19 protein-coding genes and 3 pseudogenes are annotated in these 24,792 nt (G+C 54.2%); 2 read left to right on the top strand and 20 right to left on the bottom strand.

Annotated elements, in window-relative coordinates:
• Nucleotide 1 precedes the first annotated feature (1 nt).
• The 14 genes and pseudogenes from tssK to G7Y51_RS08310 form a co-directional block, all read right to left on the bottom strand.
• Nucleotides 2-1,390, bottom strand: coding sequence for a type VI secretion system baseplate subunit TssK (gene tssK, locus G7Y51_RS08375; protein ID WP_165176438.1), 1,389 nt, complete (start codon nucleotides 1,388-1,390; stop codon nucleotides 2-4).
• Nucleotides 1,390-2,013 carry a type VI secretion system lipoprotein TssJ gene (tssJ, locus tag G7Y51_RS08370; protein WP_165176436.1) on the bottom strand — a complete coding sequence of 208 codons (624 nt, stop codon included), beginning with the start codon at nucleotides 2,011-2,013 and terminating at the stop codon, nucleotides 1,390-1,392. Before tssJ ends, tssK begins: the two co-directional genes overlap by 1 nt.
• Before the next feature lie 7 nt (nucleotides 2,014-2,020).
• Nucleotides 2,021-2,797, bottom strand: a complete 777-nt coding sequence (locus G7Y51_RS08365) for a hypothetical protein (RefSeq protein WP_165176434.1) — start codon at nucleotides 2,795-2,797, stop codon at nucleotides 2,021-2,023.
• Nucleotides 2,794-5,460, bottom strand: coding sequence for a type VI secretion system ATPase TssH (gene tssH, locus G7Y51_RS08360; protein ID WP_165176432.1), 2,667 nt, complete (start codon nucleotides 5,458-5,460; stop codon nucleotides 2,794-2,796). Before tssH ends, G7Y51_RS08365 begins: the two co-directional genes overlap by 4 nt.
• An 86-nt stretch (nucleotides 5,461-5,546) precedes the next feature.
• Nucleotides 5,547-6,689 carry a type VI secretion system baseplate subunit TssG gene (tssG, locus tag G7Y51_RS08355; protein WP_165176430.1) on the bottom strand — a complete coding sequence of 381 codons (1,143 nt, stop codon included), beginning with the start codon at nucleotides 6,687-6,689 and terminating at the stop codon, nucleotides 5,547-5,549.
• Entirely contained in the window at nucleotides 6,686-8,419 is a 1,734-nt protein-coding gene (gene tssF, locus G7Y51_RS08350; protein ID WP_165176428.1) for a type VI secretion system baseplate subunit TssF, read from the bottom strand. Before tssF ends, tssG begins: the two co-directional genes overlap by 4 nt.
• Nucleotides 8,416-8,841 carry a type VI secretion system baseplate subunit TssE gene (gene tssE / locus G7Y51_RS08345; protein WP_165176426.1) on the bottom strand — a complete coding sequence of 142 codons (426 nt, stop codon included), beginning with the start codon at nucleotides 8,839-8,841 and terminating at the stop codon, nucleotides 8,416-8,418. The genes tssF and tssE overlap by 4 nt, the downstream gene beginning before the upstream one ends.
• A gap of 31 nt (nucleotides 8,842-8,872) precedes the next feature.
• Nucleotides 8,873-9,352 carry an Hcp family type VI secretion system effector gene (locus G7Y51_RS08340; protein ID WP_165067344.1) on the bottom strand — a complete coding sequence of 160 codons (480 nt, stop codon included), beginning with the start codon at nucleotides 9,350-9,352 and terminating at the stop codon, nucleotides 8,873-8,875.
• Nucleotides 9,353-9,522: 170 nt separating this feature from the next.
• On the bottom strand, nucleotides 9,523-10,992 hold the full coding sequence (tssC, locus tag G7Y51_RS08335) for a type VI secretion system contractile sheath large subunit (RefSeq protein WP_165176424.1): 1,470 nt from the start codon (nucleotides 10,990-10,992) through the stop codon (nucleotides 9,523-9,525).
• Nucleotides 10,993-11,001: 9 nt separating this feature from the next.
• Nucleotides 11,002-11,490 carry a type VI secretion system contractile sheath small subunit gene (gene tssB, locus G7Y51_RS08330; protein ID WP_165176422.1) on the bottom strand — a complete coding sequence of 163 codons (489 nt, stop codon included), beginning with the start codon at nucleotides 11,488-11,490 and terminating at the stop codon, nucleotides 11,002-11,004.
• Between the two features lie 174 nt (nucleotides 11,491-11,664).
• Entirely contained in the window at nucleotides 11,665-13,212 is a 1,548-nt protein-coding gene (gene tssA / locus G7Y51_RS08325) for a type VI secretion system protein TssA (RefSeq protein WP_165176420.1), read from the bottom strand.
• A gap of 179 nt (nucleotides 13,213-13,391) precedes the next feature.
• Nucleotides 13,392-13,856 (bottom strand): type II TA system antitoxin MqsA family protein, encoded by a 465-nt coding sequence (locus G7Y51_RS08320; protein ID WP_165176418.1) that lies wholly within the window; start codon nucleotides 13,854-13,856, stop codon nucleotides 13,392-13,394.
• A gap of 2 nt (nucleotides 13,857-13,858) precedes the next feature.
• Nucleotides 13,859-14,106: pseudogene (locus G7Y51_RS08315) on the bottom strand (type II toxin-antitoxin system MqsR family toxin).
• 69 nt (nucleotides 14,107-14,175) lie between these two features.
• Nucleotides 14,176-14,412 carry a helix-turn-helix domain-containing protein gene (locus G7Y51_RS08310; RefSeq protein ID WP_165176416.1) on the bottom strand — a complete coding sequence of 79 codons (237 nt, stop codon included), beginning with the start codon at nucleotides 14,410-14,412 and terminating at the stop codon, nucleotides 14,176-14,178.
• On the opposite strand from G7Y51_RS08310, the gene G7Y51_RS08305 reads away from it, so the two are divergent.
• Nucleotides 14,411-14,704, top strand: coding sequence for a helix-turn-helix domain-containing protein (locus G7Y51_RS08305; RefSeq protein WP_206214285.1), 294 nt, complete (start codon nucleotides 14,411-14,413; stop codon nucleotides 14,702-14,704). The two genes, G7Y51_RS08310 and G7Y51_RS08305, sit on opposite strands and share 2 nt — an antisense overlap.
• 256 nt (nucleotides 14,705-14,960) lie before the next feature.
• A pseudogene (locus G7Y51_RS08295) lies at nucleotides 14,961-15,479 on the top strand (IS630 family transposase); the annotation flags it as partial.
• Nucleotides 15,480-15,686: 207 nt separating this feature from the next.
• Here G7Y51_RS08295 and G7Y51_RS08290 read toward each other — a convergent pair.
• The 6 genes and pseudogenes from G7Y51_RS08290 to G7Y51_RS08265 all read right to left on the bottom strand — a co-directional run bounded on the left by G7Y51_RS08290 (nucleotide 15,687) and on the right by G7Y51_RS08265 (nucleotide 23,729).
• Nucleotides 15,687-16,934 carry a relaxase/mobilization nuclease domain-containing protein gene (locus tag G7Y51_RS08290; RefSeq protein ID WP_165176410.1) on the bottom strand — a complete coding sequence of 416 codons (1,248 nt, stop codon included), beginning with the start codon at nucleotides 16,932-16,934 and terminating at the stop codon, nucleotides 15,687-15,689.
• 1,030 nt (nucleotides 16,935-17,964) lie between these two features.
• Nucleotides 17,965-18,264, bottom strand: a pseudogene (locus tag G7Y51_RS08285) (flagellin); the annotation flags it as partial.
• A 500-nt stretch (nucleotides 18,265-18,764) separates the two neighbouring features.
• Complete coding sequence (locus G7Y51_RS08280) at nucleotides 18,765-19,697, bottom strand: hypothetical protein (protein ID WP_165176408.1); 933 nt, start codon at nucleotides 19,695-19,697, stop codon at nucleotides 18,765-18,767.
• A gap of 43 nt (nucleotides 19,698-19,740) precedes the next feature.
• Nucleotides 19,741-22,125 carry a glycosyltransferase family A protein gene (locus G7Y51_RS08275; RefSeq protein WP_165176406.1) on the bottom strand — a complete coding sequence of 795 codons (2,385 nt, stop codon included), beginning with the start codon at nucleotides 22,123-22,125 and terminating at the stop codon, nucleotides 19,741-19,743.
• A complete protein-coding gene (locus G7Y51_RS08270; protein ID WP_165176404.1) occupies nucleotides 22,115-22,690 on the bottom strand; it encodes a hypothetical protein in 576 nt (191 codons plus the stop codon). Before G7Y51_RS08270 ends, G7Y51_RS08275 begins: the two co-directional genes overlap by 11 nt.
• Before the next feature lie 391 nt (nucleotides 22,691-23,081).
• The gene (locus G7Y51_RS08265) at nucleotides 23,082-23,729 is read right to left on the bottom strand and encodes a site-specific integrase (protein WP_241160179.1); all 648 of its coding nucleotides are present in this window, start codon (nucleotides 23,727-23,729) and stop codon (nucleotides 23,082-23,084) included.
• Between the last annotated feature and the right edge of the window lie 1,063 nt (nucleotides 23,730-24,792).

Genomic DNA, 24,792 nt, shown 5'->3' with positions numbered 1-24,792 from the left:
TTTAGTTCTCCAGCACCACGAAGTAAGCTTCCAGATCGGCCGGCGCTTCTTCCCAGCACAAAGCCAGGCCGCCCTGTTCGGTCACGGGCAGCCAGAGGGGGGAATCCGTATGCAGGCGCAGATAGAGCGTATTTTTTTTGCGGGCCAGGCCCAGGGGCGGATGTTCCTCCACGCTGAAAGGCAGGCCGGGCAGAGCGCGGGAAAGCAGGGTGGGCATTTCACCGGCCGAGGAAAATTTGGCCCGCCGCACGGCGTCGCCGTGTGCGTCCAGCCCTGCGGTTGCGGAGTGCAGCGTCACCCAGTATTCGTTCCGCCCCGCCGGATCCTCGAAAATATGCGCGGCAAGGCGCGCCTCGAAAACGGGCGGTTTCGGCTCGAAGCGGACCATATAGCGCGGCCCGGTGGAAAGGCTGTCCAGCAGGCGGATGAGAAGATCGCGCAGGCAGCGGAAGGCCGGGGCGGGATCCGTATGTTCGTAAGGCGGGACAAGGCTCGCGCCCTGGGCGTCCTCTCCCAGAGGGTTGATGCCTGAGGAAAACACCGAGAGTTCGGCCACCAGTTCGCGCAGCAGGATGTACGCGTCCCACGGGGCCACGCGCGGCAGGGCGCTGACCGCATCCAGCCGGGCCGCGAAACGCGAAAGGGAACGCAGGATCAGGAACAGGGAGGTCATATCCCCCATGTTGCCGCGCCGCGCGAGGTTTTTGTACGAATCCAGTTCGCGGGCCTTGCCCAGCACGCGGTCGCGCACTTCGCGAACGATGGCGGCCAGCGGCGGCGAGTCTTCCAGGCAGAAGCAGGGCGGGGCATAGTCCTGATCCACGCGCCAGGCCTCGGCCGCGCGTGTCAGACGCGCCACGGGCATGAGCAGCATGTCGCTGCGTTTTTCGGCTTCCGGCCCGAAAACCAGTTGCAGCACATAGGTCAGACGGCGCGTGTGGGCCGCCGGGCCCTCCTGATAGAGGTCGTCAACCGGGGGCTGGCCCGTGAGCGCCGCGAGCCGGGTGGAGGCTTTGCTCAGTTCGTCCGCGCCGTCGCAGACGCTCACATTGGCCTGCCCCGGCTTCAGGAGGCGCAGGCCCAGCAGCACGTCCACGCTTTCGCCCATGCCCGCCAGCTCTTCCGGCGGCACGCGGCCTGCGCACACGGCGTTGCCCGGGCATTCCAGCAGAATGCCCATGCCCGGAAAAAGCACCCGGCAGGAGGTCAGGGCCACTGTGCCCGCGGCCAGAGCGCCCGGATCCAGGCTCAGTTCGCGCACGCCCCAGAACCAGGGGCGGGCCATTGAGGCCAGCGAGCCCAGAAGTTCCTCCAGCCTGGCGTCGGCCACCTGAAAATGTTGCGGCTGCAAAAACAGCCCCTGATGCCAGAAAACCGGACCTTTGGTCATTATTTTTCCCCCACGGGCTCGGTATAGCGTTGCAGCGAGGACGGGCCCAGCAAAATGATCATTTCCAGCGGGCCGGGGTAATAGTACGTGGTTTTCCAGAAAAGGGATCCGTCCACATATTGCGCCGCGGGCACGGACCAGACCCGCGAGACAAGGCCCGGCTCCAGGCGGCTGTATCCGGCCACAACGGCCACATGCTTCGCGCCTTCGGCGCGGTCGAAGGTCTGACTTTCCACCTGGCCGGGCGTGACGATCTGGCTGTTCATGTCCCTGACCGCGGGATCGAATCGCGTGCATTCCATGAGCCTGGCCAGACCGTCCGGGCTCTGGGCCAGGTTGTTGAAGGCATCCAGCTTTTCGAGCTGGTACATGCACAATTTGAGGGTATGGGCCTGGCCGTTGTCAAAGTTCATGTCCGGGGCGGCCTTGAGATGCAGCACCAGGGCCTTGGCCGCGAAATTCCAGAGCATACTGTCCGGGCTGGCGCCGGGCGTGAGCGTGGAATTGGCCGGAATCACGGGCGACTTGTCGGAGCAGCCGCCCGTTGCGGCCAGCAGGCAGAACAGCAGGATCGCCGGAAGGCGGAACCCATGCGGCGCGACCGGAATGCGTGTGCGTGTCATGGCTGCCTCAGCACAGATTGAGCGTGTAGAGTTCCGCCTCGTCGTCCGACGGATACGGGCCGAAGACCAGGGCTTCGGGGAGGCCGGCCAGGCGCGTGAAATAGCTCTGGGCCGGGCTGAGATCGTTCTGCACGCCCCAGGCCGTGTATTCCGCGCCGCTGTGAGTCAGGCGCAGGCCCTGTACGGGGTGTCGCAAGGTGCAACGGCTGGGGATCATCCCGGCCTGGCCCACGCCGTGGGCGTCGGGCCGCGCGTTTACGCCGCGCACGCCCGTGAGCGCGCCCTGCCAGGGCTCGTCAGCCGGCCCTGTTTCCAGCCAGAGCCCCAGTCCCGGCAGGGCATGAACCGTACAGCGATAGGGGAAGGCCTGTACGCTGCCCGGCGCGTAGAGGCGCGCCGTCACTTTGGCCCCCAGCCCACTGTCCACCGGTTCCGCGTCGGCCAGGGGCGCGGGCGGGCGGATCTCGCCTTGCCCGGACAGACTCAGGACAACGGGCAGGTTACGCCCTTCCCGGGCATGGGCGTGGCGGGCCGCCAGAGCCGTAAGCGCAAGGCCGATGCGGATGCTTGTACGCGCGAACGACGAGGCGTTTCCGGCAATGACCCAGACCCCGCAGGCGGGTTTGCACAGTTCGGCGATGACCGGCGCAAAAGCCTGTTTTTCGGGCGCATCTTCCCAGAAATGGGCCTGGCAGTCAGCGCCCATGCGGGAGATTTCCTGGCCCAGGGCGCGGGCGAGCGGGTCGTTGGCTTCCAGCAGGGTCAGCAGAACGCTTTTTTTCATGCCCTGTCCTCCCCCCCGGCGTCCGGGGCCGGGCCGTCCTCGAAAGCCATGTCCAGTTCGTTGTCACGCACGTCCAGAACAACGCCGCGCGGCTGTTTGCCGCCGGCCATGTGTTCCAGGATATTGCGGGCCAGGCGCGGCAGCACGGAACCGGCCAGCACATGATCGATGTTGCGCGCGCCGGTTTCCGTTTCCGTGCAGCGCAGGGCCAGATATTCCGGCACGGCCTCTGTCCAGCGGCAGGCCATGCCGTTGTTGGCCCTGAGCCGTGCGGCAAGGGCGCCGAGCTTAAGGGCCGCAATGTTGCGCAGGGCTTCCGCGCCAAGGCTCACATAGGGCACAATGCGCATCCGGGCCAGCAGGGCAGGCTGAAAATGCCGGGAGAGCAGGGGCCGCAGGGCCGCCGCGAAGGCCTCGGGCGAGGGCGCCTCCCCGCTTTCGCACATGGCCTGGATGACTTCGGAACCCAGATTGGAGGTCAGCAGGATGACCGTGTTACGGAAGCTCACTTCCGTGCCCTCGCCGTCGGTGAGCACGCCCTTGTCGAAAACCTGGTAAAAGAGCTGCATGACGTCCGGGTGGGCTTTCTCCACCTCGTCCAGCAGCACCACGGCATAGGGGCGGCGGCGCACGGCCTCGGTGAGCATGCCTCCTTCGCCGTAGCCCACATAGCCCGGAGGCGAGCCGATCAGGCGCGAGACGGAATGCTTTTCCTGGAATTCGCTCATGTTCACGGTGATCACCGACGTTTCGTCGCCGAAGAGCGCGTCGGCCAGAGCCAGACCTGTTTCTGTCTTGCCCACGCCGGAAGGGCCGGCCAGCAGAAAAACCCCCAGGGGCTGCTCGGGCGCGCGCAGGCCGGCCTTGCCGGCCTGGATGCCTTCGACCACGGCGGCCAGGGCCGCGTCCTGCCCTCTGATCCGGGCGTTGAGCGTGGCCGGCAGCCCGGCAATCTGCGCGGCCTGCTCCCGCGCCACCTTGCCCACGGGAATGCCCGTCCAGTCGGACACCACCTGAGCCACCACGTCGGGGGTCACTTCCACGGCCAGCAGCGGCGCGTCGCCCTGACGGGCGGCCAGAGCCTCGCGCGCGTCCAGCACGGCGGCCAGGGCCGCGTCGCGGTCCGGGGTGTCGCGGGCGGCGCGCAGGCGGGCCCGGGCGTCCAGCACGGCGCGGGCCAGCTCCAGTTCTTCGCGCCAGACGCTTTCCAGCTCGGCGGCCTCGGCAGCGGCCGCCGCGATCTCCGCCCGCAGGGCCTTGAGGCGCGCCGGGTCCGTCTGCACGCCTTCGGCTGCATCCCGCTCCAGAGCCGTCAATTCCCGCTGGGCGGACTGGGCGCGGTGTTGCGCGTCTTCCAGCGCGGCGGGTTTGGCCGCCAGGGACACCCTGACCCGCGCGCAGGCCGTATCCAGCAGATCCACAGCCTTGTCCGGCAGAAAACGCCCGCTGATGTAGCGGTCGGCAAAGTCGGCCGCTGCCTGCAGGGCCTCGTCCCGCACCAGCACATTGTGCGCTTTTTCATAATTGGCTTTCAGGCCGCGCAGAATAAGGGCCGTGGTCCTTGCCGAGGGCTCGTCCAGTTTGACGATCTGGAAGCGGCGGGCCAGGGCGGCGTCTTTTTCAAAATATTTCTTGTATTCTTTCCAGGTGGTGGCCGCGCAGGTGCGGATTTCACCGCGGGCCAGGGCGGGCTTCATGAGATTGGCCGCGTCCGAACCGCCGGCCCCGTTGCCGCCGCCCACCAGCAGATGGGCCTCGTCGATGAACAGGATGATCGAGGCTGTGGCGGCCTTGATTTCGTCCAGCACGCCCTTGAGGCGGCGCTCGAATTCGCCCTTGACCGAGGCCCCGGCCTCCAGCAGACCCATGTCCAGGCTCAGCAGCGTCACGCCGCGCAGGGTTTCGGGCACGTCGCCCTGACTGATGCGCAGGGCCAGACCCTCCATGACCGCGGTTTTGCCCACGCCCGGCTCGCCCACCAGAATGGGATTGTTTTTGCGGCGGCGGGCCAGGATGTCCACCATCTGACGGATTTCCCGGTCGCGTCCGAAGACCGGATCCAGTTTGCCCGCCTGGGCCTTGGCCGTGATGTCCTCGCAGAAACGGGCGATGAAGCTTTCGGCGCCGCTTTGGCCCTGGGCGTCCGCGCCCTCCCGGCCCGCAGTCGCGGCGTCGGCAGGCGCGCCCGCCTCGCAGGAGGCGCCGGTCAAACGGGCGAAGGAGCGCAGCAGCTCATCGGCGCTCACCTCCCGCAGCAGGCGGGTGTAGTCGCCCTGGGCGTAGAAGTTGGGGCGGCGCAGAAAAGCCAGCAGCACCCCGCCGGAGCACAGTTGCGCGCGCCTGAGATCCACGGACGAGACCAGCCAGCCTGCTTCCAGCGCGTCCTGAAGGGTGGGTGAAAATACGGGCCGTCCGGTATTCCCGGCGCGGAAGGAGGCCAGCGCGCGCTTGATTTCCGCCTTGAGGGCCGCCATGTCCGCGCCTGCGCCGGCCAGGAGCAGCGAGGCGTCGGAGGCGGGCTCTTCCAGGCAGGCCAGCAGAAAATGTTCGAAGGTCACTTCATAGTGCTCGCGGCTGACGGTCATGCCTGCGGCGGCGTGCAGCGCCTGCGTGCAGAATCCGTTGCATTTGTCGATGAGGCCCTTCATATCCACGCCGATCATGACGCCTCCTTGGATCTCTGGTGAGAACAATTTCCTCGTGAAGCTGCTCCGGCGGCTGCTCTAGCTCATTTCATGAGCAAAACGCCCTACTGCCCGGCATTTTTCCGCCAGCGGCAGCCCGGAATCAGGGCCTTGCCGAAGCCCTGGGCATAGGCGTGCGGCCCCTGGCCGTCCAGCCGGGGCGCACGGCCTTTTTCCGGATCGCCCAGCCATGTGTCGCAGCCCAGCCGCCGCCAGGCCGGGGATGTGTCCGGTCCCGCGCCGAGGCGTGCTCCGCGGCAGAGCCCGGGCGCCATCTCCAGATGGATATCGGCGTCCAGGGGCTCGGTGCAGTAGAAATCCATGAAAGCGCGCAGTTGCGCGCAGCCTTCGCCGTCGTGCGCAAAGCGCGGAAGATCTTCTCGCGTCAGCCCTTCCAGCAGAATGCCGATCTTGCCGTTGGCGTCGTCCACCCGGCTGCCCAGGATGGCGTCCTGTCCCAGCGCCTTGCCGCCGTCAAGGCGACATCGCTGCTCCTCGGGCAGAGCCGCCTGACGCCATACGCACTGGCGGATGCGCACGCGCACCTTGAGCCGGCTGGACAGAAAAGCGCCCAGCCCGGCGGCCGAACGCGGAAACTGGCTCAGAATCCCCGCCAGGGGCAGGAGGCCGCGCGGCTGCGCCACGCTTTGCCGCAGATCGGGATCGCCCAGGCCCGCGAGAGAGAACATCCGCTCAAGCAGCGCCGTATCCCTCTGCTCTTCCAGAGCGCGGAGAGGGTGGTAACGGAACCAGCCCCCCCAGAGGAACAGGCCGAACAGGCCCGCATTGAGCACATCCAGAAAATCGCGCCCGGCCGCGCCGTCTTCGCGGGCTTCGGCCAGCAGATCCTCGGTGTAGAAGGTGGGCAGCGGCGAGGCCGCGCCGTACAGGCCCATGACGCTGACCGTGATCCGGAAGGTATCCCCCAGGCTTTGCCCGGCCGCGCCGTCCGGCGCGGGTGTTCCGCCTGGGGAAATCCTTTCCAGGCTCACCACGTCGCGCGGGGGAAAGGCCAGGGAGAGGTGCGGACGCACACGCACGCGGGCGCGCAGAAAATCCATGACGCTTTCTCCCGCGCCGTAAGCGGCGTGCAGCACGCGCACGGCCTGCACAAAGCTGAAGGAGGAGGGATCGGCGAAGAGACATTCCAGGACGCCGCCGGGCGTCGCGCCGGTCCGTTCGGCGGGGGAGCGCGGCCGGGCGTTCACAGCAGCGTCCTTTCCCCGAGGCGGGCGGGCCAGGCGAATTCGCAGCGGCCGTAGCTGTCTGCGGCGGTGAGCTGCGTATAGGTATTGACGGCCGCATAATTGCTCAAAAAAACGTCCAGCACGCAGCAGAAGAGATACATGTCCCCGTCGCTGGCGAAATTTTCCGGCGTCAGGGTCAGGGAAATATTCTGCCCGCGCATGAGCCGATCCCGCACAAAGCGTTCCGCCGGGACCACGCACAGATCCGCAATGCCGTCCACGCGGTTGATGTTGGCCAGCAGAGCCGCGCGATCCGTGGTTTTGTTGAAGATGTAGAGCTTGAGCAGCGCGCGCAGGTTGTCGGCTCTGGCCACGGAAAGATAATTGAGGAAAAGATGCGAGAGCAGACGCCAGAGGGTATCGCCGCCCAGAGGCGGCCGCACCGTGGCTGTGGGCGCGCGCAGATTGGTGAATTCCGCCAGTTGCGGCGAGGAGGCCGTGGGTTGGGTCACGTCGCCGGCGTTCAGCTTTTCCGGCAGGGAACCGTTGGTGCAGCGCAGTTCCAGAGAAAGCACCTCGGCGGCCGGAGCGCCCTCCCCGGCATGCCCCACGGAAAGTTCCACATCCACGCTCTCGCCGCTGACGGAAAGGCGCGAGGACAGGGCATACACGCCTCCTGTTCCTGCGCCGGGATTGGCGACCATGAAGGGCGCGTATTCCCGCTCCCGCAGCGAGCCCTGCGCAAAGCCCGTGACTTTGTCCACGGCATAGACTTCATACTCTCCGGCCTTGTGCCCGGCGGGGCGCACGGCATAGCTTTCCCGGCGATGATCAAGGGTGATGGGTTCGCCGGACATGGGAAAGATATTGACCGCAGGCGTGACGAAAAGGCGCACATGCTCGTCGCGGAATGGCGGAACCTCATCCGGCAGATCGTCCAGATCCAGCTCCAGCCGGAAGGCCGCGGCGCTTGTGCGCCGGGCCCAGGCGTCGAAGCCGCTCAGGGCCAGGGTGCAGAAGCGCTCGGGCAGAAGAAAATATTCCTGGATATGCCGGAAGCCCGCGAAGGATTCCGGCGGATAGGGGATGAGCGCCTCGTCGGCCCCGAAGCCCGTGAGCCGCAGCGCCGAAGGCGGCAGGCGCAGGGGCGTGCCGCGGCCGCCTTCGGGAATGAGGCGCACTTCCCGGACGCGGGTGAGGCAGAGCATGATCCGCCGCGCCGCGTCCGCATAGCTGCCGACGAAGGAGAGGCGCAGCTCCGGCAGGGCCACGGCTTCAAGGGGCAGGCCGTTGGCGCTGAAACGCAGGCCGAGTTCGCCCTTGCGCGGCCCGGTACGGGCAAAGCTTACGCCCGCAAGGCTCAGGGGGGCCAGCCGGACATCGGCGCAGGTGGTGAAGATGCAGTGCGCGCCCTCCACTTCCACGGATTTCAGCTCCGTGCCGCGCGGGATGGTCAGGCATTCCCGCAGGGCCTTGCGGGGCGTGAAGGCAATGAGCGTGGCCGAGGGCAGGGGGCGCAGATAGTGCGGGGCCACCATGCCCAACAGGGCATGGATGACCTCGGGCAGCTCGTCTTCCAGCTTTTCGCGGATCAGCGCGGAGAGAAAGGCCGTGCCTTCGAGCAGGCGCTCCACGTCCGGGTCGGTGGCCTCGGCGGAAAGCATGGGGGCCAGCGCCGGATGCGCCCTGGAAAAAGCCGCGCCCAGTTCGCGCAGGCGATCCAGTTCCTGTCGGTAATAGCCTGAAATCATGCGTAGCCTTTGACTTCAATGCGCCCGTCGGGCCTGAGCAGGGTTTCAAAAACCACAGGCAGGAGGGTGTCGTTGCGCCGCACCTTGCCGGAAAGCGTGAAAGCCAGCGTGAACGGAGCCCCGGCCTCGGGGCAGTGGCGCACCTCCACGTCGCGCAAACGCGGCTCATAGCGGCTGATCACGGCGGCCATCATCTCTTCCAGGTCGCGCATGCGCTCGCCCCCGGCGGCCTGCACAAAATGGGTGATGTCCGGCAGGCCCAGTTCCGGGGCGGCCGGAGTGCTGCCCTGCCGGGTGTTGAGCAGGCGGCTCAGATAGACGCCCACGGACGTCAGCAGCGTCTCCGGCCCGTCGGCTTCCGGAGAAAGCCGCCTGCCCCGCTCCGCGGCCATGATGCGCTCAAGCAGCCTTGATCCGTCCATGCCCTTTCCTCATGGTCGCTGGGCGCGGCGCTTATTTTTTCCAGTCGTCCACATATTCGATGTTGCCGTCGTTGTACGTCCAGGTGATCTTGGAATAGGTGAAGGAAACCGTTTCCATGTCATGATACGGCTTGTTGTCCGGCAGGAAGGTCAGCGGAGTGTATTTGTTCATGGAGACCACAATGGCGTCTTCCATTTTGATGGTGTAGTATTTTTCTTCCAGGCCGGTGGGCGCAATACGGTAATGATCGATAGTGACCGTACATTGTTCGCCGGTGCAGCAGGCCTTGTAGAGTTTGGGGCTGGCCTGATCCAGATGCTTGGTAATGCTCAGAGGATGGTGGATGCGCTGGCCCGTGGGCAGGCCGGTATGCGTGTCTTTGGGGATCTCCACCAGATGTTCCAGGGCGTAAACCGTGATTTTGTCTTTCTTGTCTCCGCCCTGGGGGCAATCGCCCTTGATTTCGCCCTGGGTCTTGCCTTCCACCTTCATGTACGCGGTCAGTGCCATGTTTTCTTCTCCTTTGCGCGGGGGTTAGAGCATTTTCACTTTGAAAATGCTCTGCTGACGCGAAAGCGGCAGCCGCCGCAACGCGGCGTACATTCAGGCGAAAACCGCGCTTTTCGCCTGAATGCCACCTTTGACTTTCATAAAAAGTCAAAGGTAATCTGCTCTAGAGATCAGTTCTTATCCAGCTTGCCCACCAGAGAAAGGGTGAAGCTCGCACCCATGTACTTGAAGTGCGGCCTGGCCAGCAGGCTCACGGTATACCAGCCCGGCTCCCCGGTCACGTCCCTGACCTCAATCCGGGCCATGCGCAGCGGGCGTTTGCTGCGGGTAACCGGGTCGGGATCGTCCATTTCGGTCACATACTGGCTGATCCAGGTGTTCAGTTCACGCTCAAGGTCTGCGCGCTCCTTCCAGGTGCCGATGTTCTCGCGCTGGATGACCTTGATGTAGTGCGCCAGGCGGTTCATAATCATCATGTACGGCAACTGGGTGGAGAGCTTGAAGTTGAGTTCGGCCTCCTTGCCCTCGGGCGTGTTGGCGAAGATCTTGGGACGCTGGCAGGAATTGGCCGAGAAGAAGGCCGCGTTGTCGGCCCCCTTGCGCATGGTCAGGGCAATAAAGCCTTCTTCGGCCAGCTCGTATTCGCGACGTTCGGAAATGAGCACCTGGGTGGGGATTTTGGTCTGGATCTGCCCCAGGGACTCGAAGTTGTACACCGGGAGGTTTTCCACCGCGCCGCCTCCCTGCGGCCCGATGATATTGGCGCACCAGCGGTACTTGGCGAAGCTGTCGGTAAGCCGGCCCGCAAAGGCGAAGGCCGTGTTGCCCCAGCAGAAGTCGTCGGTTTTTTCCGCCTCTTCGCTGAAGACGAAGCTTTTGGCGGGCACGGTTTCAGCCCCGTAGGGCACGCGCAGCAGGAACCTGGGCAGGGTCAGGCCCACATAGCGGGAGTCTTCCGTATCACGAAAAGCGCGCCATTTGGTGTATTGCGGCATTTCGAAAATCGACTTCAGATCTTTGAGATTGGGCAGCTCCTCCCAGGAATCAATGCCGAAGAAGCTCTTGCCGGCCGCCGCCACAAAGGGGGCGTGCGACATGGCCGCCACGCCGGACATATATTGCAGCAACTGCATGTCCTGGGCGCCGGGGCCGAATTCGTAATTGCCCACCATGACGCCTACGGGCTGGCCGCCGAATTGGCCGTATTCGGCGGTGTAGACGTGTTTATACAGGCCCGAGCGCATGATTTCGGGCGAATCCTCAAAGTCGGTGAGCAGATCTTCCTTGGAAACGCTGAGGAATTCGATCTTGATGTTCTGCCGGAAGTCGGTCCGGTCCACCAGAAACTTCAGGCCGCGCCAGGCGCTCTCCAGGCTCTGAAATTCCTCATGGTGCATGATGGCGTTGACCTGAGCGGAAAGACGCGCGTCCACATCGGCCAGCATCTTATCCACCAGCGCCGGGGAAACTTTGGTTTCTGTGCTCTGCCTCACCAGTTGCTTCAGAAAGGCCTGGAGGCCCGTGCGCGTGGCGTCGAAACCCTCATCGCCCGGTTTGAGCTTGGTGGCCTCCACAATTTCGTCAAGCAGACTGGCCGTGGCCGTCTGCGCCTGCGCTGCTGTCGTATCCGTCTGACTCATGGCGCTTCCTTAGCGGTCTTCGAGGTTGAGTTCCTTGAGCAGGGCGGCCCTGATGTTTTCATCCGTCACCATTTCCTGCACTTTGCGACGAAATTCCGGCACATTGGCCAGCGGCCCCTTAAGCGCCTTGAGCGATTCGCGCAGCTCCAGCAGCCTGGCCAGTTCCGGCACCTGGCGCACAATGGCGTCGGGCGAGAAATCATTGATGTTTTCGAACTTCAGGCGTACTCCCAGCCGCGCATCGGGCTCGTTCGCCAGTTTGTCGGGCACAGTGAGGGAAAGTGAAAGATCCTGCCCCCGCATCACGTCGTTGAAGTTCATTTTGTCCACGGAAACCGGGTCGCGGTCTTCCACGGCGCGATCGTCTTCGCGCTGCGTGAAGTCGCCGAGCACCATGAGCTTGAGGGGCAGCTCCACATCTTCCTGGGCGTCGCCCGTGGCGGGCCTGTACACAATGTTGACGCGCTCCTTAGGCGCCACGGAACCTTCTTTGGGCATTGTTTCCTCCTCTGTCGGGTCAGAGCCTTTCACCGTTGCAAGGCTCTAGGGCCGCACATTCTGCGGTGCGCCGCGACGCGGCGCGGATTCCGGCAAAAACCGCGTTTTTTGCCGGGATGATCGCTTTGAAACGTATGGCGTTGCAAAGGCAATCTGCTCCGGCTCGCGCGCCGCTCAGCCGCCGGTCAGGGCCAGAGCCTGGGCGGGACGCAGGCGGGCGATCTTCACCAGCAGCGATCTGGCGCGGCGTTGCGCCTCTTCCCCGCCCAGACCGGACCAGGCCGCGTGCGCAACGGCCAGGCCGTCCAGGGCGCTTTGCGCGTCCCAGACGGGCAAATTATGGCGCGCGATTGTTTCTTCAATGCACTGGGCCACGGCCGTGGCTGCGGCCCAGTGCTGCCGCCGCATGAGAATCTCCGCTTCCTTAAGCAAAAGCGGAAAGGTTTCGGCACATTCAGCCCCGGCCGCTCCCGTGGAGCGGCGGGCCGCGTGCAGCAGTTCGAGAGCTTGCGCTGTTTGGGTCTGAGCGGCCAATCTTTCGGCTTCGCGCAGGGCTTCCTGGATGGGGCTTTCCTGCGGCGGCGCATCCACGGCCGCAGCGGTTTCGCCCTCGGCAAGGATGCTGCCCAGCCACAGGGCGGTGGCCGGATCGGCAAAGGGCGTGCCGTCATTGAAGCGCAGTTCTTCCACGCCGGGCAGGCGGTTCAGAAAGGCCCTGACCTCTTGCCGCAGGAGAACGCGCGCCGTGACCCAGGGCGGGCCGCATTCGGTGAGGGCCACATCCAGGATGCGCTGCGCATCCAGGCAAAAGGGACTTTGCGGCAGAAAGCGCACGGCCGCGAGGGCCGCATCTTCCGCCTTGCCGGCGGCAATAAGAGCCGTACAGCTTTGCAGGGCCTCGCTTGAGGGCGGGGCAATGCGGGTCAGGCCGTTTTCAGACGGCGGCACGCTGTGCAGACCGCCCCACAAGGCGAGATAGAGCGCGCGCCAGGCAGCCGCATCCTGCGCGCAGCCTTGCGCGAAACTGGAAACGCAAAAAGCGTCCGCCGCGGCGAGAAAGCACTGGCGGGCTTCGTGCGGATCGGAGGGAAGCGGTACGGAAGACAGGGGGGCCGCGGTTGTGGCCGCAAGGGCTGCGGAGGAAGACGCCGGATGAGCGTCATCAGGGAGATCGTCAGGCCGCATATCGGGCGGCGCAACGGATTTTTGGCAGCCGGGCAGGCTGCGGACGGCATCCAGCAGATCGCGCAAGGGCGGCATGTCCGGCAACTTTTCAGCCAGCGCCGCGTCCAGCTCGCTCAGGGCGTCCAGCAGATCCCGGCTCGCCTCAGGCTCGCTCGCGCTCTCTCTGCTTATGAAGTCTTTGGTTCTGTCCCGCCACCATTGCAGCATATTGCTGCGGGCGCGCAGACGTTTGAGAGGAGGAAAGCAGGAGTCCCACCAGAGCGTGACCACATCGGCCAGAATGCGGGTACCGTCGGCCAGCCCCGCAATGCCTTTGAGCTCGGCCAGGGCCGCGCACAGCCAGACCGAGGCGGAAATGTCTTTGGCCTGCGTGGAGAGAACCGCGGCGGCATTGTGAGCCACCTCTTCCCAGCGCACGGCTCCGGCTCCCTGAAGGGAGCTGAGCTTGGCCATTTCCGCCTGAAGAGCTTCATAATGGGGATTTTCTCGCGGATCGCTTCCTGCGGGATACCCTTCGCTGATAGGTGTGCGCCCCAAACTTCGCAGCTCTCCCACGGCATGATCCTCATGGGAAAAAGTCAATACCCACCCTGCGGCAGGATTCCTGATATTGATAGATTACAGTAGTCCTGCTTCTGCGGCAATGTCAACGCTTCTGCCCGCATGGCCCGGGGCTGACGCATCTAAATATTAAATGCAATAATTTTGCTATGTTATCATAAACTCTGGGAAGAGCTGCCTCGGCGGCGGAGCGTCCTATTGTCTGCCGGTCTGCTTTTGGCGCACCGGACAACATCGTCCAGCAGCTCCGGTTTGTGGTTCAGCAGTTGCAGCAACACCACCAGAGACTGTGGCGGGTTCATCTTACCTCGCTCATAGCGACTGAATGCGTTCACCCCGCCACCGAACAGCTCTCCGGCCTGCTTCTGATTCAGGCCGAGCTTTTTACGGACGGATTGGATGAACTCGGGGTCTACTGCCTGGCTGTTGACCAATCGCTTAAAATCGGCCATCTGCTTTTCCATGGCCGCTGCCTCTTCGTCGGAAAAAATCATTTCGTCGCAATCAGGGCACCAGTCGCCATGCACGTTCAGCACAGTCTCCTGGCCCTTATAGGTATAGGAAATCTTTCTGTCGCAGTCCCGGCGCAGACTGGAACCGCCGCAAACAGGGCATTTCATCTTCACAGCTCCTTGAAAGAGACAACCAGCACGTCATCCAGCACAGTCAGCTTACTATACAGCATGCCCACTGTGGAGTCATGGCGGTACACGTCCTGCCAGATTGTGGAATCCCGATAGTAGTCATGCTCTTGTAAAATTCCGCCCTTTCCAGCCGCAGGATTTCCAGTTTGATGCCCTGGCGGTCAAAGCCAAGGGCATCGGCCGCCAGCAACGCGGACGTGGTGTACCTGAGCTTCCCGGCTTCCACGAGAGCCTTCACTTGCGCGAGGGGCAGGAAGGTTTGCTCTTTTCCATGAAGACAAAATAACCATTTTGGTTAATTTGGGCAAGTCTTCTCTTCTGGGTCAACCTTACGGCTGGCCAGGTAGGCCTCAATACTGCTCACCGTCACCTGCAGGCCCTTGCGGTTGCCGATACGGAAGGCCACCAGCCTGCCGGACGCCACCAGCTTGTACGCCCAGGAATCGGTGCAGCCCAGGCGGGTGGCCGCTGTCTGCACATTGAGCCGCGGCCCTTTGGCCCGGTCATGGGGAAGATTGGCGTTCCGAGCCATGGCGATCTCCTATAGACTGCGCATGTTAGGTATAAAAATTCTCTACATTTTGTGCTATAGCCCTTTCATGAAAAAGAATAGCAGTGCCAGAAAAAATTTAAGCGAATTCAAGCGGTTGCGTGCGGTCGAGCTTCATGAGGATGGCAGGAAAGCCATCAGAATTTCCGAAGTCCTGGGAGTTACTCGTGGGGCTGTCAGTCAATGGCTAAAACGCTACCATGAACAGGGAATAGAGTCACTATTGCAAACGAATATCCAGAAAACCTTGCAGGCTTTCTCAAGAACAGATTGATAAGCTGTTGGAAATGCTTACTGAAGGGGCTGAAAATTTTGGATATACGGGTAATGTATGGACTGGTCCTCGTGTTCGGGACTTGATCGAGGTTAAATTTGGTATCAAATACTGTCTCAGGAGTGTGGAAAAGCTTCTTAAAAGTGGGGTTGGACGCCACAAAAACCAGCAACGCGTGCCAGTCAGTGTAAAGACGAAGAAGTCAAAAAATGGTGTGAACAACTCTGGCCAGAAATAAAAAAAAGCTGAAAATAGAACAATACTGTTTGCTGATGAATCGGGATTCTACCTCTTGCCATTTGTTGGAAAAACATATACGCCAAAATCTATGACGCCAATATTACGCAATCCATTGAGCCGAGCGAATCTTTATGTAATGAGCGCAATAACCTGTGATGGAAGATTGTATATACAAATTCAGGACAAATCATTTAACGGAGTAAACGTTGTTGATTTTCTACGTCATTTGCTTTGTCATGTAAAAAATAAAATTTTAGTTGTTTGGGATGGATGTTCAATACATAAAAGTAAAGAAGTAAAGAAATTTTTATCAGAAGAAAATGAGGGACGTATTCAAGTAGAGGCACTTCCAGCATATTCACCGGAACTTAATCCAGATGAAGGAGTATGGCAATATCTTAAATGCGTATTGTTAAAAAATGTATGTTGTAGTGATTTGAAAAGCCTGGGTAAAAAGCTACGAAAAGCGATTTCTTTCTTGAGAAGAAGAAAGCAGGTAATCAAAAGTTCCTTTGACAGGGTTAAATATGTTTAAATCAAAAGTTCGTAGTCTATAATTCGTTCATCACGGTTTTGGCCGTGGGGGCGGGGGTGTGATGGGATAGATCCTCCCCCCACGAGGGTTTCACTTTTGAGATGATTTTTCTTAAAAAAATTCGTTTTATTTTACATGGTTGTGAAAGAAATTTCACTCTAAAAGTCATACCCTGTGTTCAGAAATGTCTTGACAACAAGGGCGGGTCTATACATGTCTATATAATTCGTTGGCAACCTCCTGCATTGTGTATCCGGCACAGCGCATGTACAGGACGATGGCCGCGTCCAGCCGTGATTCATCCATCTTTTCAGGGAACCGTTGTTTGACCATATTCCGGTAAGCGGCATACGGGAAGGCGAGTGTGCCGACCTTGGGGAACTCGCGTTTCCTGACTTCCACGCCGGGTGTAATCCGTCTGCGGAAACGCCAGAGATTGCCAAGGTAGGGGCTGCGCTCGCCGAGCCAGTGCTTGAACCGCCTGAGCCGCTCCGCTTGTTCCGGCTGAAAGGATCTGTCCCGTAACGCCGCTTTTTCCGTCAGCTCCTGTTCTTTCAGAAAATGCCGGACAATGTTCAGTACGGAAAGCCCGTGCCGGGCAAGACGGGCTGTGACCGCCTCCCGGCGCTCCCGCTGCCGCTGTCCCAGATCTTCCCATTTTTCCTCCTTCCTCTTTTCAGCGAGGAGCCTTTCCTCGGCCAGTCTCTGCCGCTTCTTCTGATACTCCTGCCATTCCTCCCGGCAGACATGACTGACCGGCTCCGGGGCGGGCTTTTTGAATGTCCGCTGGGAGTAGTAGCCTGGCTCGAACGCTCCGAGCCATTTGCACAGCGTGGACAGACTGAAATTTCTGTCCACGCTGGACGCCTTGACTGCCATATCCCCCACAAAAATCACCGCGCCCGAACCCTTGCGGGCGAAACGCAGCCCCACGGCGTCCAGTCCGGCGTGAAGCTCTTCCCAGCATGTGGCTTTCTGGATGACGGCGCGGCCTTTTTCCTGCGCTATCCGCTGTGCGGACTTTTCTCCTGTGGCGTTTTCAAAGTCCTCGGCCTTGGACTTGGGTTTTACCTGTTCCCGCCGCAGGAGATTCCTGATCACATATCCCTGTTCATTGACGCGATAGCGGGCATTTATCTGCGGTGCCCAGCCCTGTTTGTGTTCGATCTCGGCAACAATCTTGTGTGCAGCCTCAATATCAAAACCCCGGTGCGGCTGAATTACCTTTTCAGTATATGGATGCGTTCGGTTCACAACGATGTGCAGGTGATAATTCCCCGTGTTCTTGTGCAGGGCGTAAATTGTCTGGTGTTCGGCAAGCCCCATTCCCCGAAGAAAAAGACTGACCGCCTCGTCCATCTGTTCGCGGGTGGGCTGTTCGTTTTCCTGCCATGACAGAATCCAGTGCGTGACCGGCATCCTGCTCTGGATGGACTCTTCGGCCAGAGAAATCATCTCCTGTTAGATTATTTCAAGCAATATATTGATATTATTGATATTTTTTATCTGTCACAAAATTTTATCCCCATCCCAGTACCCCATTGATTGTGGATGTCCCAGAACAACAAAAGAAGGTAAAACACGGTATGCGACAAGATACAGAGCATTGGCTGTCAATGCTTGAAGTGGGACTTGTTAGGACTATGGTCAGACTGCTATCCACAAGTTCACTGAAAGCTGCTGTCTCTGCCATCCGCCTTCCCTCTCGTCCATCACGCCCGCCACAGTGCCGAAACCGGCGGTACGGTCAAGGCCAAGCCCTTTCGGGCGGCTTCGCCGGCCTTGACCGTACCGCCTTGGTTTCGGCTTTTCAGTGTCGCGGCTGATGGACGCGAACGTCTCCGACGGGGCTTCCGAACACGAACATATCAGAGAAAGTCAAAAGGCAGAAAGGCATTTGCCCACAGCACAAAGCCCTTGCCTTCATACCACAAACCAAAGCTACTTCGGGTATCCCTCCGGCCAGCAGCTCCAGTGTTTCCGCGTGGGCTTGCTGACCTTTTCACTTCCCTGACTTTCAGACTGCCCATGCGCGCAGGGGATGGTTCAGCAGTTTACCACCACCAGCTTTTCTGTCGGCCCTCACAAATACCGAAAGCCTAAAACTCTGGCCGGATGCTCCGCTTCCCATTTTCAGCACAGACCGAGGCCAGATTCCGCAAAGGGGCAAAAACAGGAGCTTTCAGCGGCGTAGGCAGTTGAAATTTACAAGATGGTAGCTGGCTGCCGCCAGCCACGATCTTGCCAAAGGCTCGCGCCTCTGGACTCCCGGCGTGTTCGGCGCGTTGCTTCTCACACGCTGAAAGGCAGAAAGGCACGAAGAGAAAAGACAGCAGTCGTTGTACTCTGGGACGACAGGTAGCGCGTTTGGGGCAATGCCATACCCCTGCACCAACGGCGTATCTGATGCAAAAGGAACAGCCTTGATGGAGGGGGGGGCAGACACGCCCCGCCCTCTGCTACTTTCTGTCGGGTGTAAAGGGAGCTATCTGCTGATAAGCCCGACCAGCATTTCCGGCAGGGAATTGGCCTGGGCAAGCATGGCCGTCGCCGATTGGGTGCGAATTTGGTTGCGAATAAATTCGGTCATTTCTGTGGCAACATCCATATCAGGAATACGATATTCAAGGGCTTGCAGGGTTTCGGCCTGAACAGAAAGGTTGGTTATGCTGTTTTTAAACCGGTTATGTAATGCGTCAAGGTAAGCGCGTACTTTGTCTTTTTGCACAATGGCCGCGTCTATGCGTTCTAGTGCCTTTTGCGCCAAGTCCTGCGTTTTGATAGAATGGGATCGCCCCAGTAGTAGTTATAGGTGATGCCGAGTGTACTGTTACCAAGAGAGGGAGCGTACTGGTCCAAGAGACTGTGATGCCAATGGAAGCATCACATGGAAAACATAGAATTAGATTTTTTGTAACTTTGGTGATGGTAATGTATTCATTTTTATTATCCTCAAGATAATGAATTCAACAAACTGTCAGACTTGAAATTGATTGGAATAAAGATATATTTCAGCCAGCCATATTCTGAATGGGAGCGTAGACAGAATGAAAATTATAGGAGATGCTGTGAAGCTACATCCTAAAGGGAGACAAAATATAAATCAGATACTACCACAAGAGCCGGTGGTTTAACCGATTTGTAATTATTAAAATTTATATATAATGAGATTGTATGTACCGGGGAGCATCTGAAAATATTGCCGAGGCGTAACCTAGGCTCCAAATATCTAAAAAATGTTTGAGACTGCCGTTTATCAGATCTACGCTACAAAATACAATCATCCTATAAAATATTTGGAAAATGATAATTTTCTCTTTCAAATAGTATTTTTGCCCACTGTGTATCCATAATATTTACAGATGGAATATCACTTCTTAAAATATTCAATGCTTTATCATACTCATTTTCTTTTAACAAGAATCTAACTAATTCTTTCAAAAATAAAGGATGTCCATATTTATCGATGGAAAATGGATATAATGTAAGTGCATCTGTTAAAATATTTAATGTATTTTCATTATATGGTATAGCTTTGTTTATCATATCAGCTTCAGTATAATTTTTATATTTAATTAAGCGTGGATCATTTACTAGTTTTTGTTTAAAATATTCTTTAATTGCAATATGTTTTATTTTGTGTTCAATGTTTATTTTGTTTTGTTTTTGTGCATCAATATCATATATATTAAAAAAATCTCTAAAATTGCCACCATTTATTTTAAACAATTTTTTTGATAAATCTTCTATAAATACGCAAAATAATCTATTAGATATTATATTTATATAAATTGGTTCACAATTGAACCAAGATAATAATTTATCTATATCAACAGGGTCATGTATATGACTTTTGCAAATACCTTTTTTCCATTTATATGGCACTGTCACAACTATTATTTTACCTAATTTTAATAGTTTCTGTGCAAATTTTTTTACATCATCAATATGTTCCAGTACCTGGAAACATGTAACAATATCAAATTTTTTTTGTTCTTTATAAATAAAAAAATCTTCTTTAATTGATTTTACTCCATATGCAACTAATGGATTTTTTATATCTAAAGAACTTTTTTCTTTGCACAACAAGTGTGAAATATTATCAATTCCATTGCTTCCGACATCTAAAATTGAGTTTGCATTAACGCTTAATATAGATAAAAAATTGTTAATAAATTTATAATAACTAAGACTCTTTCTTTTTTCTGCATAGGTCATTTTTTCTTTCCTTTTCAAATAAATTTATGTTTTGAATGGTTATTTATAATATAATTTTTAGATAAACTGTTTTAAATGGCGACTTTAGTATACCATTTTTTATTAAGGACTTATTTTTTTCTTTTATTGTTTTTCTATAGTCACTATTCATACATGTTTCAATAGAGTGTTCTAAAGAATTTGGTAAAACAATCCGTATAAAAAAATCTAATTCGTTGTCAGTGATAATATTACTATTTAATAATTCAGCTCTACTTAATAAATCAGCATCTTGAGCTATCTTATACTCATTAAAACCACCGATGCGATAAAATTCTTCAACAGACAATAATATTTGACATTTTGTATTTATTATTGAGTCTCTAAATGTATTGTATTTTTTATTATACCTTTGCATTAATGTTGTATGTCTTGATATCATAAGTAAAATATCTCCCCAATACGATCTACACCCTTCATATTCTATTTTTTCTAAAATATAGTCATTATAACTATATTTTATTAATTCATCTTTTTTTACATTAATACAGTTTGAACGAATTATTGTTTGTTTGTGCTTTTTGTACTCTAAAATAAATCTTCTGTAATAGCAATCTATAAAATATTGAGGCATTATGTCATCTGCGTCAAAAAATAATATCAAATCGTCACGCCTTGGTATTAATTTGACTAAACTATTTCTAATTAAATATGGCCCAACATTATTTTTAACATAGTAAAATTTAACATTGCTAGATACTTTTTTTTGTAATTTTTTACATTTCTCAATAGTTTTATTACATCCATCTACGCCTATATATACATTTCTGATATAATTTCTAAATTTTTTTTGATTAATAATAGATCGTATGCATGTTTCTATTGTATCTTCAGCTTGATAAGCTGAGATTATAATATTAATTTTAGGTCTATAATTAGTTTCTATGTTTTCTTTATCGTCTCTTGATCCATAACCATTTTCTATATTTCTTTGAATAGTGGAAAGAATTGCATTTGCCCATATAGTTTTTTTTGATTCTTTCCAAATATATTTAGCTACCCTAAAATCTCCACGCTTCCATGGCTCCCAATTTACTTTTATCTTCGAAGAATGTGAAAATCCTATAGTTGAAATATCTTTTACAATTGGAATTTTTTTTTCAAAGTTTATATCTGATGGAACTATTCGTGTTGGAAATTTAACTCTCCAAAAAATGGAATCACAATTATTTTTTACTAATTTATATATATACTCTAATGAGTCAGAAGAAAATAATTTGTCATCATCATCCAAATATATTATATATCCATGATACACAAATTTTAAAAGATCATTGAAATATATATTATATGGAAACCATATGCCGTATTCATCGCTACTAGGTTTTACTGGCTTTTCTCCACTCCATTTTTTTAATGGAATTTTAACACATGGAAACTTCTGAATATACTCAAGTGACTTATTGTCATCATACCCTACAATTATATTTATATTTGAATAACTCTGATCCAATACTGATTTAATACAATCATGAAAATAATTTGGTCGATTATTTGTTCTTATCAAAATATTAAATAATGGTTTTTTTTCGATAAATTTTATTTTTATTTTTTTTAATAATTCATCATCATCACTACAAACTGTAATAACTGATGATGAAAATCTACTATACCAGCTATAAAAAGAATTTACATCGGGATGTAGTTCATGACATTTTTTTGTATATATTATATTTTCACCTCCAAAGTATGATGATAATATCCCTAATCCTCCATTTGATGATATAAATTTATTACACCCACTATATAATAAGCATTGTAGTTCATTTATTGTGAAATTTTTATATTTTTTTAGTAAATCTGAGAACTTTATTACTCCATCATAATTAATATCATTTTCAAAATTACAATCTGAAAAAGGAATGTGATCTTCATAACTTTTTGGAAAATGTGATGTTGATATATAAATTATTTGATATTCATTTTTTAATAAGTTGAATATTTTGTTTAGTAGTTTAGAATCTATATAGTTTAAAGGCTGTCCATTCCACTCATTACATATTCTGTTTGAAATTATCAGAATTTCCTTATTAAAATTAAACAATTTATTTTTGTAATATTCTTTATATTTAGGAGGTGAAAAGTAAGCCCAGTCTAATTGATTTTTATGTATGTCTATATTTGGAAAATTTTTATTTTTCATACTTAATACATTATCATAAGATCTTGATCCTTTTATTTCTTCATGACATTTTGAAAAAAAATATAATGACTTAGTATCAATGGAGGATATTGTTTTTTTTAATAATTTTTTTTCATGTAAATAATGAGCAAATGGGATTACTGATATAAGCTCGTATCCAAATTCAGGTAGGCCGCTAAATATGATAAATTTTCCATCATTATCTCTTTTGATATATGGTTCGCATGAATTAAATTTACTGTGCATTTTTTTTCTCTCCTGAATAGTATTTTTCGAGATCATTTTGTAATATCTTAATATGTTCCTTCAGAACAGTATTTTGCTTCTTGAGATCATCTATTTCATGACTTACATTTGATACTTTAATAGTATTTTTATTGCAATTGCTATATGATTGTTTTTTTATATTCTTATTACATATATCTATATTTTGTTTAAAATTTTCAACTCCAATTTTTTTTCCAAGCTCTTCATATAATTTCAATGCTTTTTCATATTCACCATTCTTGAAAGCCTTGTACGCAAGATTTACCTTGTATCCTCCACAATCAGTATCCTGCATACAATTAAAATATCTATTTCCCTTTATGCCATGTCGAACAAAATGCAATACAGGATCAATATCTGTCTGCTCAACGTCAGGGTATCGCTTCAGGTAGTCCTGCACATCAAATTTACCACAGCGACATAAAGCCGATACCGCTGCCCATTCGGGTTTTTCATCCCACCATTCAACAGGCACAAATTGTTTCAAATATTCAAGAGTTATTTCTTTGGGAAGGGCAGATGAAAATGAATCCAGAAAGCTCATGGATACCCCCCGAGTAATTCGATTATGGACGAACGAAAAGAACTTGCCGGTTTCTGGGCCGAGCTGGAGGACTCATGGGAAAGCCTTCCGTTCGTTACCGACAGACCAACTGTCGATGAATATGGCTTTCAAAGGGAAATATTTGGATATATCTATATGAAATAATTAATAATATCACATATGAAGGAAGAAAAAAATTCCTCTACCTTTAAACGACTCTTGCCAAAAAGCGCACCTGCAGGTATTGAGTTTCAAAGATTCATCGACAGTTGGTCTGTCGATGAATTTTGTTATTTGAGTCTGAAGACGGCCTAGGAAGGCCAGTCAAGTCCATTGCCGTACAGGTGAGCCAATCCCTCCTTTTCGTTTTTTGGTTTGGTCAGGTCATTGCCTACACGACTGCTGTGACACTTGGCCTTGCACGCTTGCCGATAGAGTGGCTCAGGGATGATCTGCAACCTCTTGCAGCTTTCTTGTTCCGTCCTGCATGAAGACGCGCACTTACTGTCTGGGCAGCTGCCAGTAATGAAGCCTGACCAAGGTGGGCATACCGCATGGTTGTGCGTGGATCGCTGTGACCCAGCAGCTTCTGTACTTCGTAGAGAGAATGCCCGTCATTGACCAGGAGGCTGGCAAAGGTATGCCGCAGATCATGGATTCGCACACTGTTCAGCCCCAGCTTGATGCGCAGCCTGTTCCAGAAGTGATAGATATCGGATAAGGGCTTTTCCGGATTTCGTCCCGGAAATACCCAGGGACAGCCTGCCTTTCGTTCAATACCGCCAAAGACGGCCAGCGCATCATCCGACAAGGGGATATGACATGGTTTGCCCGACTTTGAATCAGGTACGGTCAGCAGCCGTTGTTCAAAGCTCACATTCACCCACTGGGCATTCAGTATCTCGCTCTTCCGAGCCCCAGTCAGCAAAAGCAGTTTGACAACTCTGGCTTCCTGTCGTTCCGATCGGTCAAGCTCATCCAGAAGCAACTGTATCTGCTCTTCAGTGAGATAACGCTCACGCACGGTACTGACTTTCATGGTAGAGACCCTGGAGCAGGGAGACTGCCCAGAGCTGAATGCATTGTACTCCAGAGCCAGGGAACAGATCCTTTTGAGTACCGCCAGAATACGGTTGCATGTGGTCGGAGCAAGGCCTTTGGCAGAGAGTCCCTGAAACCATATCTCCACATCGGCACGCTCCATGTCATCGAGCCTGTGATCTCCAAATGTGGGTGATACATGTTGTCGGGCAATTCGTTCGTCCACATCCCAGCTTTTCTTGTACTGCCGTGCGAAGGGCAGATAAACTGAGGATACAAAATTGTCGAATCTCGCTGGTATGCCTGTCACCAGCATGCAGGTGCGCCGATGCTTTGCCCTTGGCGGTACACATGGGGATGTTTCCACCGTACAACGAGATGCCATACGTTTTTCTCCTGAAGTTGAAATGATAGCCTGCTCGGCATGTCTTCAATCCGGCATTCATCCATAAGGCGGCTACTGGGCAGCTTCTGCCGGAGAGCCGATTCGAAAAGCGTATCACGGCTTTTTCAGGAGTATGAAAATCAGGGAGGTTGCCTTTGTCCAAGGGAGTCCAACGAAACCCCTATGAGAGGCACAAGAAGGGTGTTTTTCCCTTGACAGCTTTCTGTGCCAGTCCCTGATAGGATTGCATGCCTGCGAATCTGCCAAGTCTTTACATCTGTGGGGGGGTGTGTCTTCTTTCCTTTGATCGAAAGGATACACCTCACGTCAACAGGCTATGCACATCGGTTCAGTGTCTCTCACTGCCTTTCCTGCCTTTTTGCCTTTTGGGGTTCGAAGGGGCTTTGCCCCTCGCCAGCCGTGAGGCTATACGCGTAGCGCATAGACGAAATGATGGGATGGCCCAGCCCGCTGAAACTCGGTAAACGTGGGGTATCACAACCCCAGAAGCAGGAGGCCACCATGAGCACAGCGACAATCATCAGTATCGATTTGGCAAAGAACTCCTTTCATGTGTACGGCATGAATGAGCGTGGAGCGAAAGTGTTCAGTAAGACTCTCTCGCGGGGGAAGGTATCAGAGTTTTTCGCCTGTCATCCACGGTGTCTCGTGGGCA

Origin of the sequence: Desulfovibrio sp. ZJ369 (genome assembly GCF_011039085.1) — a bacterium.
Taxonomy (GTDB): Bacteria; Desulfobacterota; Desulfovibrionia; order Desulfovibrionales; family Desulfovibrionaceae; genus Desulfovibrio.
This window is presented reverse-complemented; position numbering and strand designations above follow the sequence as displayed.

What these genes read in the sequence shown, in the direction of transcription:
- tssK (WP_165176438.1), bottom strand. Translation starts at nt 1,390, where the DNA reads ATGACCAAAGGTCCGGTTTTCTGGCATCAGGGGCTGTTTTTGCAGCCG.
- tssJ (WP_165176436.1), bottom strand. Translation starts at nt 2,013, where the DNA reads ATGACACGCACACGCATTCCGGTCGCGCCGCATGGGTTCCGCCTTCCG.
- G7Y51_RS08365 (WP_165176434.1), bottom strand. Translation starts at nt 2,797, where the DNA reads ATGAAAAAAAGCGTTCTGCTGACCCTGCTGGAAGCCAACGACCCGCTC.
- tssH (WP_165176432.1), bottom strand. Translation starts at nt 5,460, where the DNA reads ATGATCGGCGTGGATATGAAGGGCCTCATCGACAAATGCAACGGATTC.
- tssF (WP_165176428.1), bottom strand. Translation starts at nt 8,419, where the DNA reads ATGATTTCAGGCTATTACCGACAGGAACTGGATCGCCTGCGCGAACTG.
- tssE (WP_165176426.1), bottom strand. Translation starts at nt 8,841, where the DNA reads ATGGACGGATCAAGGCTGCTTGAGCGCATCATGGCCGCGGAGCGGGGC.
- G7Y51_RS08340 (WP_165067344.1), bottom strand. Translation starts at nt 9,352, where the DNA reads ATGGCACTGACCGCGTACATGAAGGTGGAAGGCAAGACCCAGGGCGAA.
- tssC (WP_165176424.1), bottom strand. Translation starts at nt 10,992, where the DNA reads ATGAGTCAGACGGATACGACAGCAGCGCAGGCGCAGACGGCCACGGCC.
- tssB (WP_165176422.1), bottom strand. Translation starts at nt 11,490, where the DNA reads ATGCCCAAAGAAGGTTCCGTGGCGCCTAAGGAGCGCGTCAACATTGTG.
- G7Y51_RS08320 (WP_165176418.1), bottom strand. Translation starts at nt 13,856, where the DNA reads ATGAAATGCCCTGTTTGCGGCGGTTCCAGTCTGCGCCGGGACTGCGAC.
- G7Y51_RS08305 (WP_206214285.1), top strand. Translation starts at nt 14,411, where the DNA reads ATGGCGATCTCCTATAGACTGCGCATGTTAGGTATAAAAATTCTCTAC.
- G7Y51_RS08310 (WP_165176416.1), bottom strand. Translation starts at nt 14,412, where the DNA reads ATGGCTCGGAACGCCAATCTTCCCCATGACCGGGCCAAAGGGCCGCGG.
- G7Y51_RS08290 (WP_165176410.1), bottom strand. Translation starts at nt 16,934, where the DNA reads ATGATTTCTCTGGCCGAAGAGTCCATCCAGAGCAGGATGCCGGTCACG.
- G7Y51_RS08280 (WP_165176408.1), bottom strand. Translation starts at nt 19,697, where the DNA reads ATGACCTATGCAGAAAAAAGAAAGAGTCTTAGTTATTATAAATTTATT.
- G7Y51_RS08275 (WP_165176406.1), bottom strand. Translation starts at nt 22,125, where the DNA reads ATGCACAGTAAATTTAATTCATGCGAACCATATATCAAAAGAGATAAT.
- G7Y51_RS08270 (WP_165176404.1), bottom strand. Translation starts at nt 22,690, where the DNA reads ATGAGCTTTCTGGATTCATTTTCATCTGCCCTTCCCAAAGAAATAACT.
- G7Y51_RS08265 (WP_241160179.1), bottom strand. Translation starts at nt 23,729, where the DNA reads ATGAAAGTCAGTACCGTGCGTGAGCGTTATCTCACTGAAGAGCAGATA.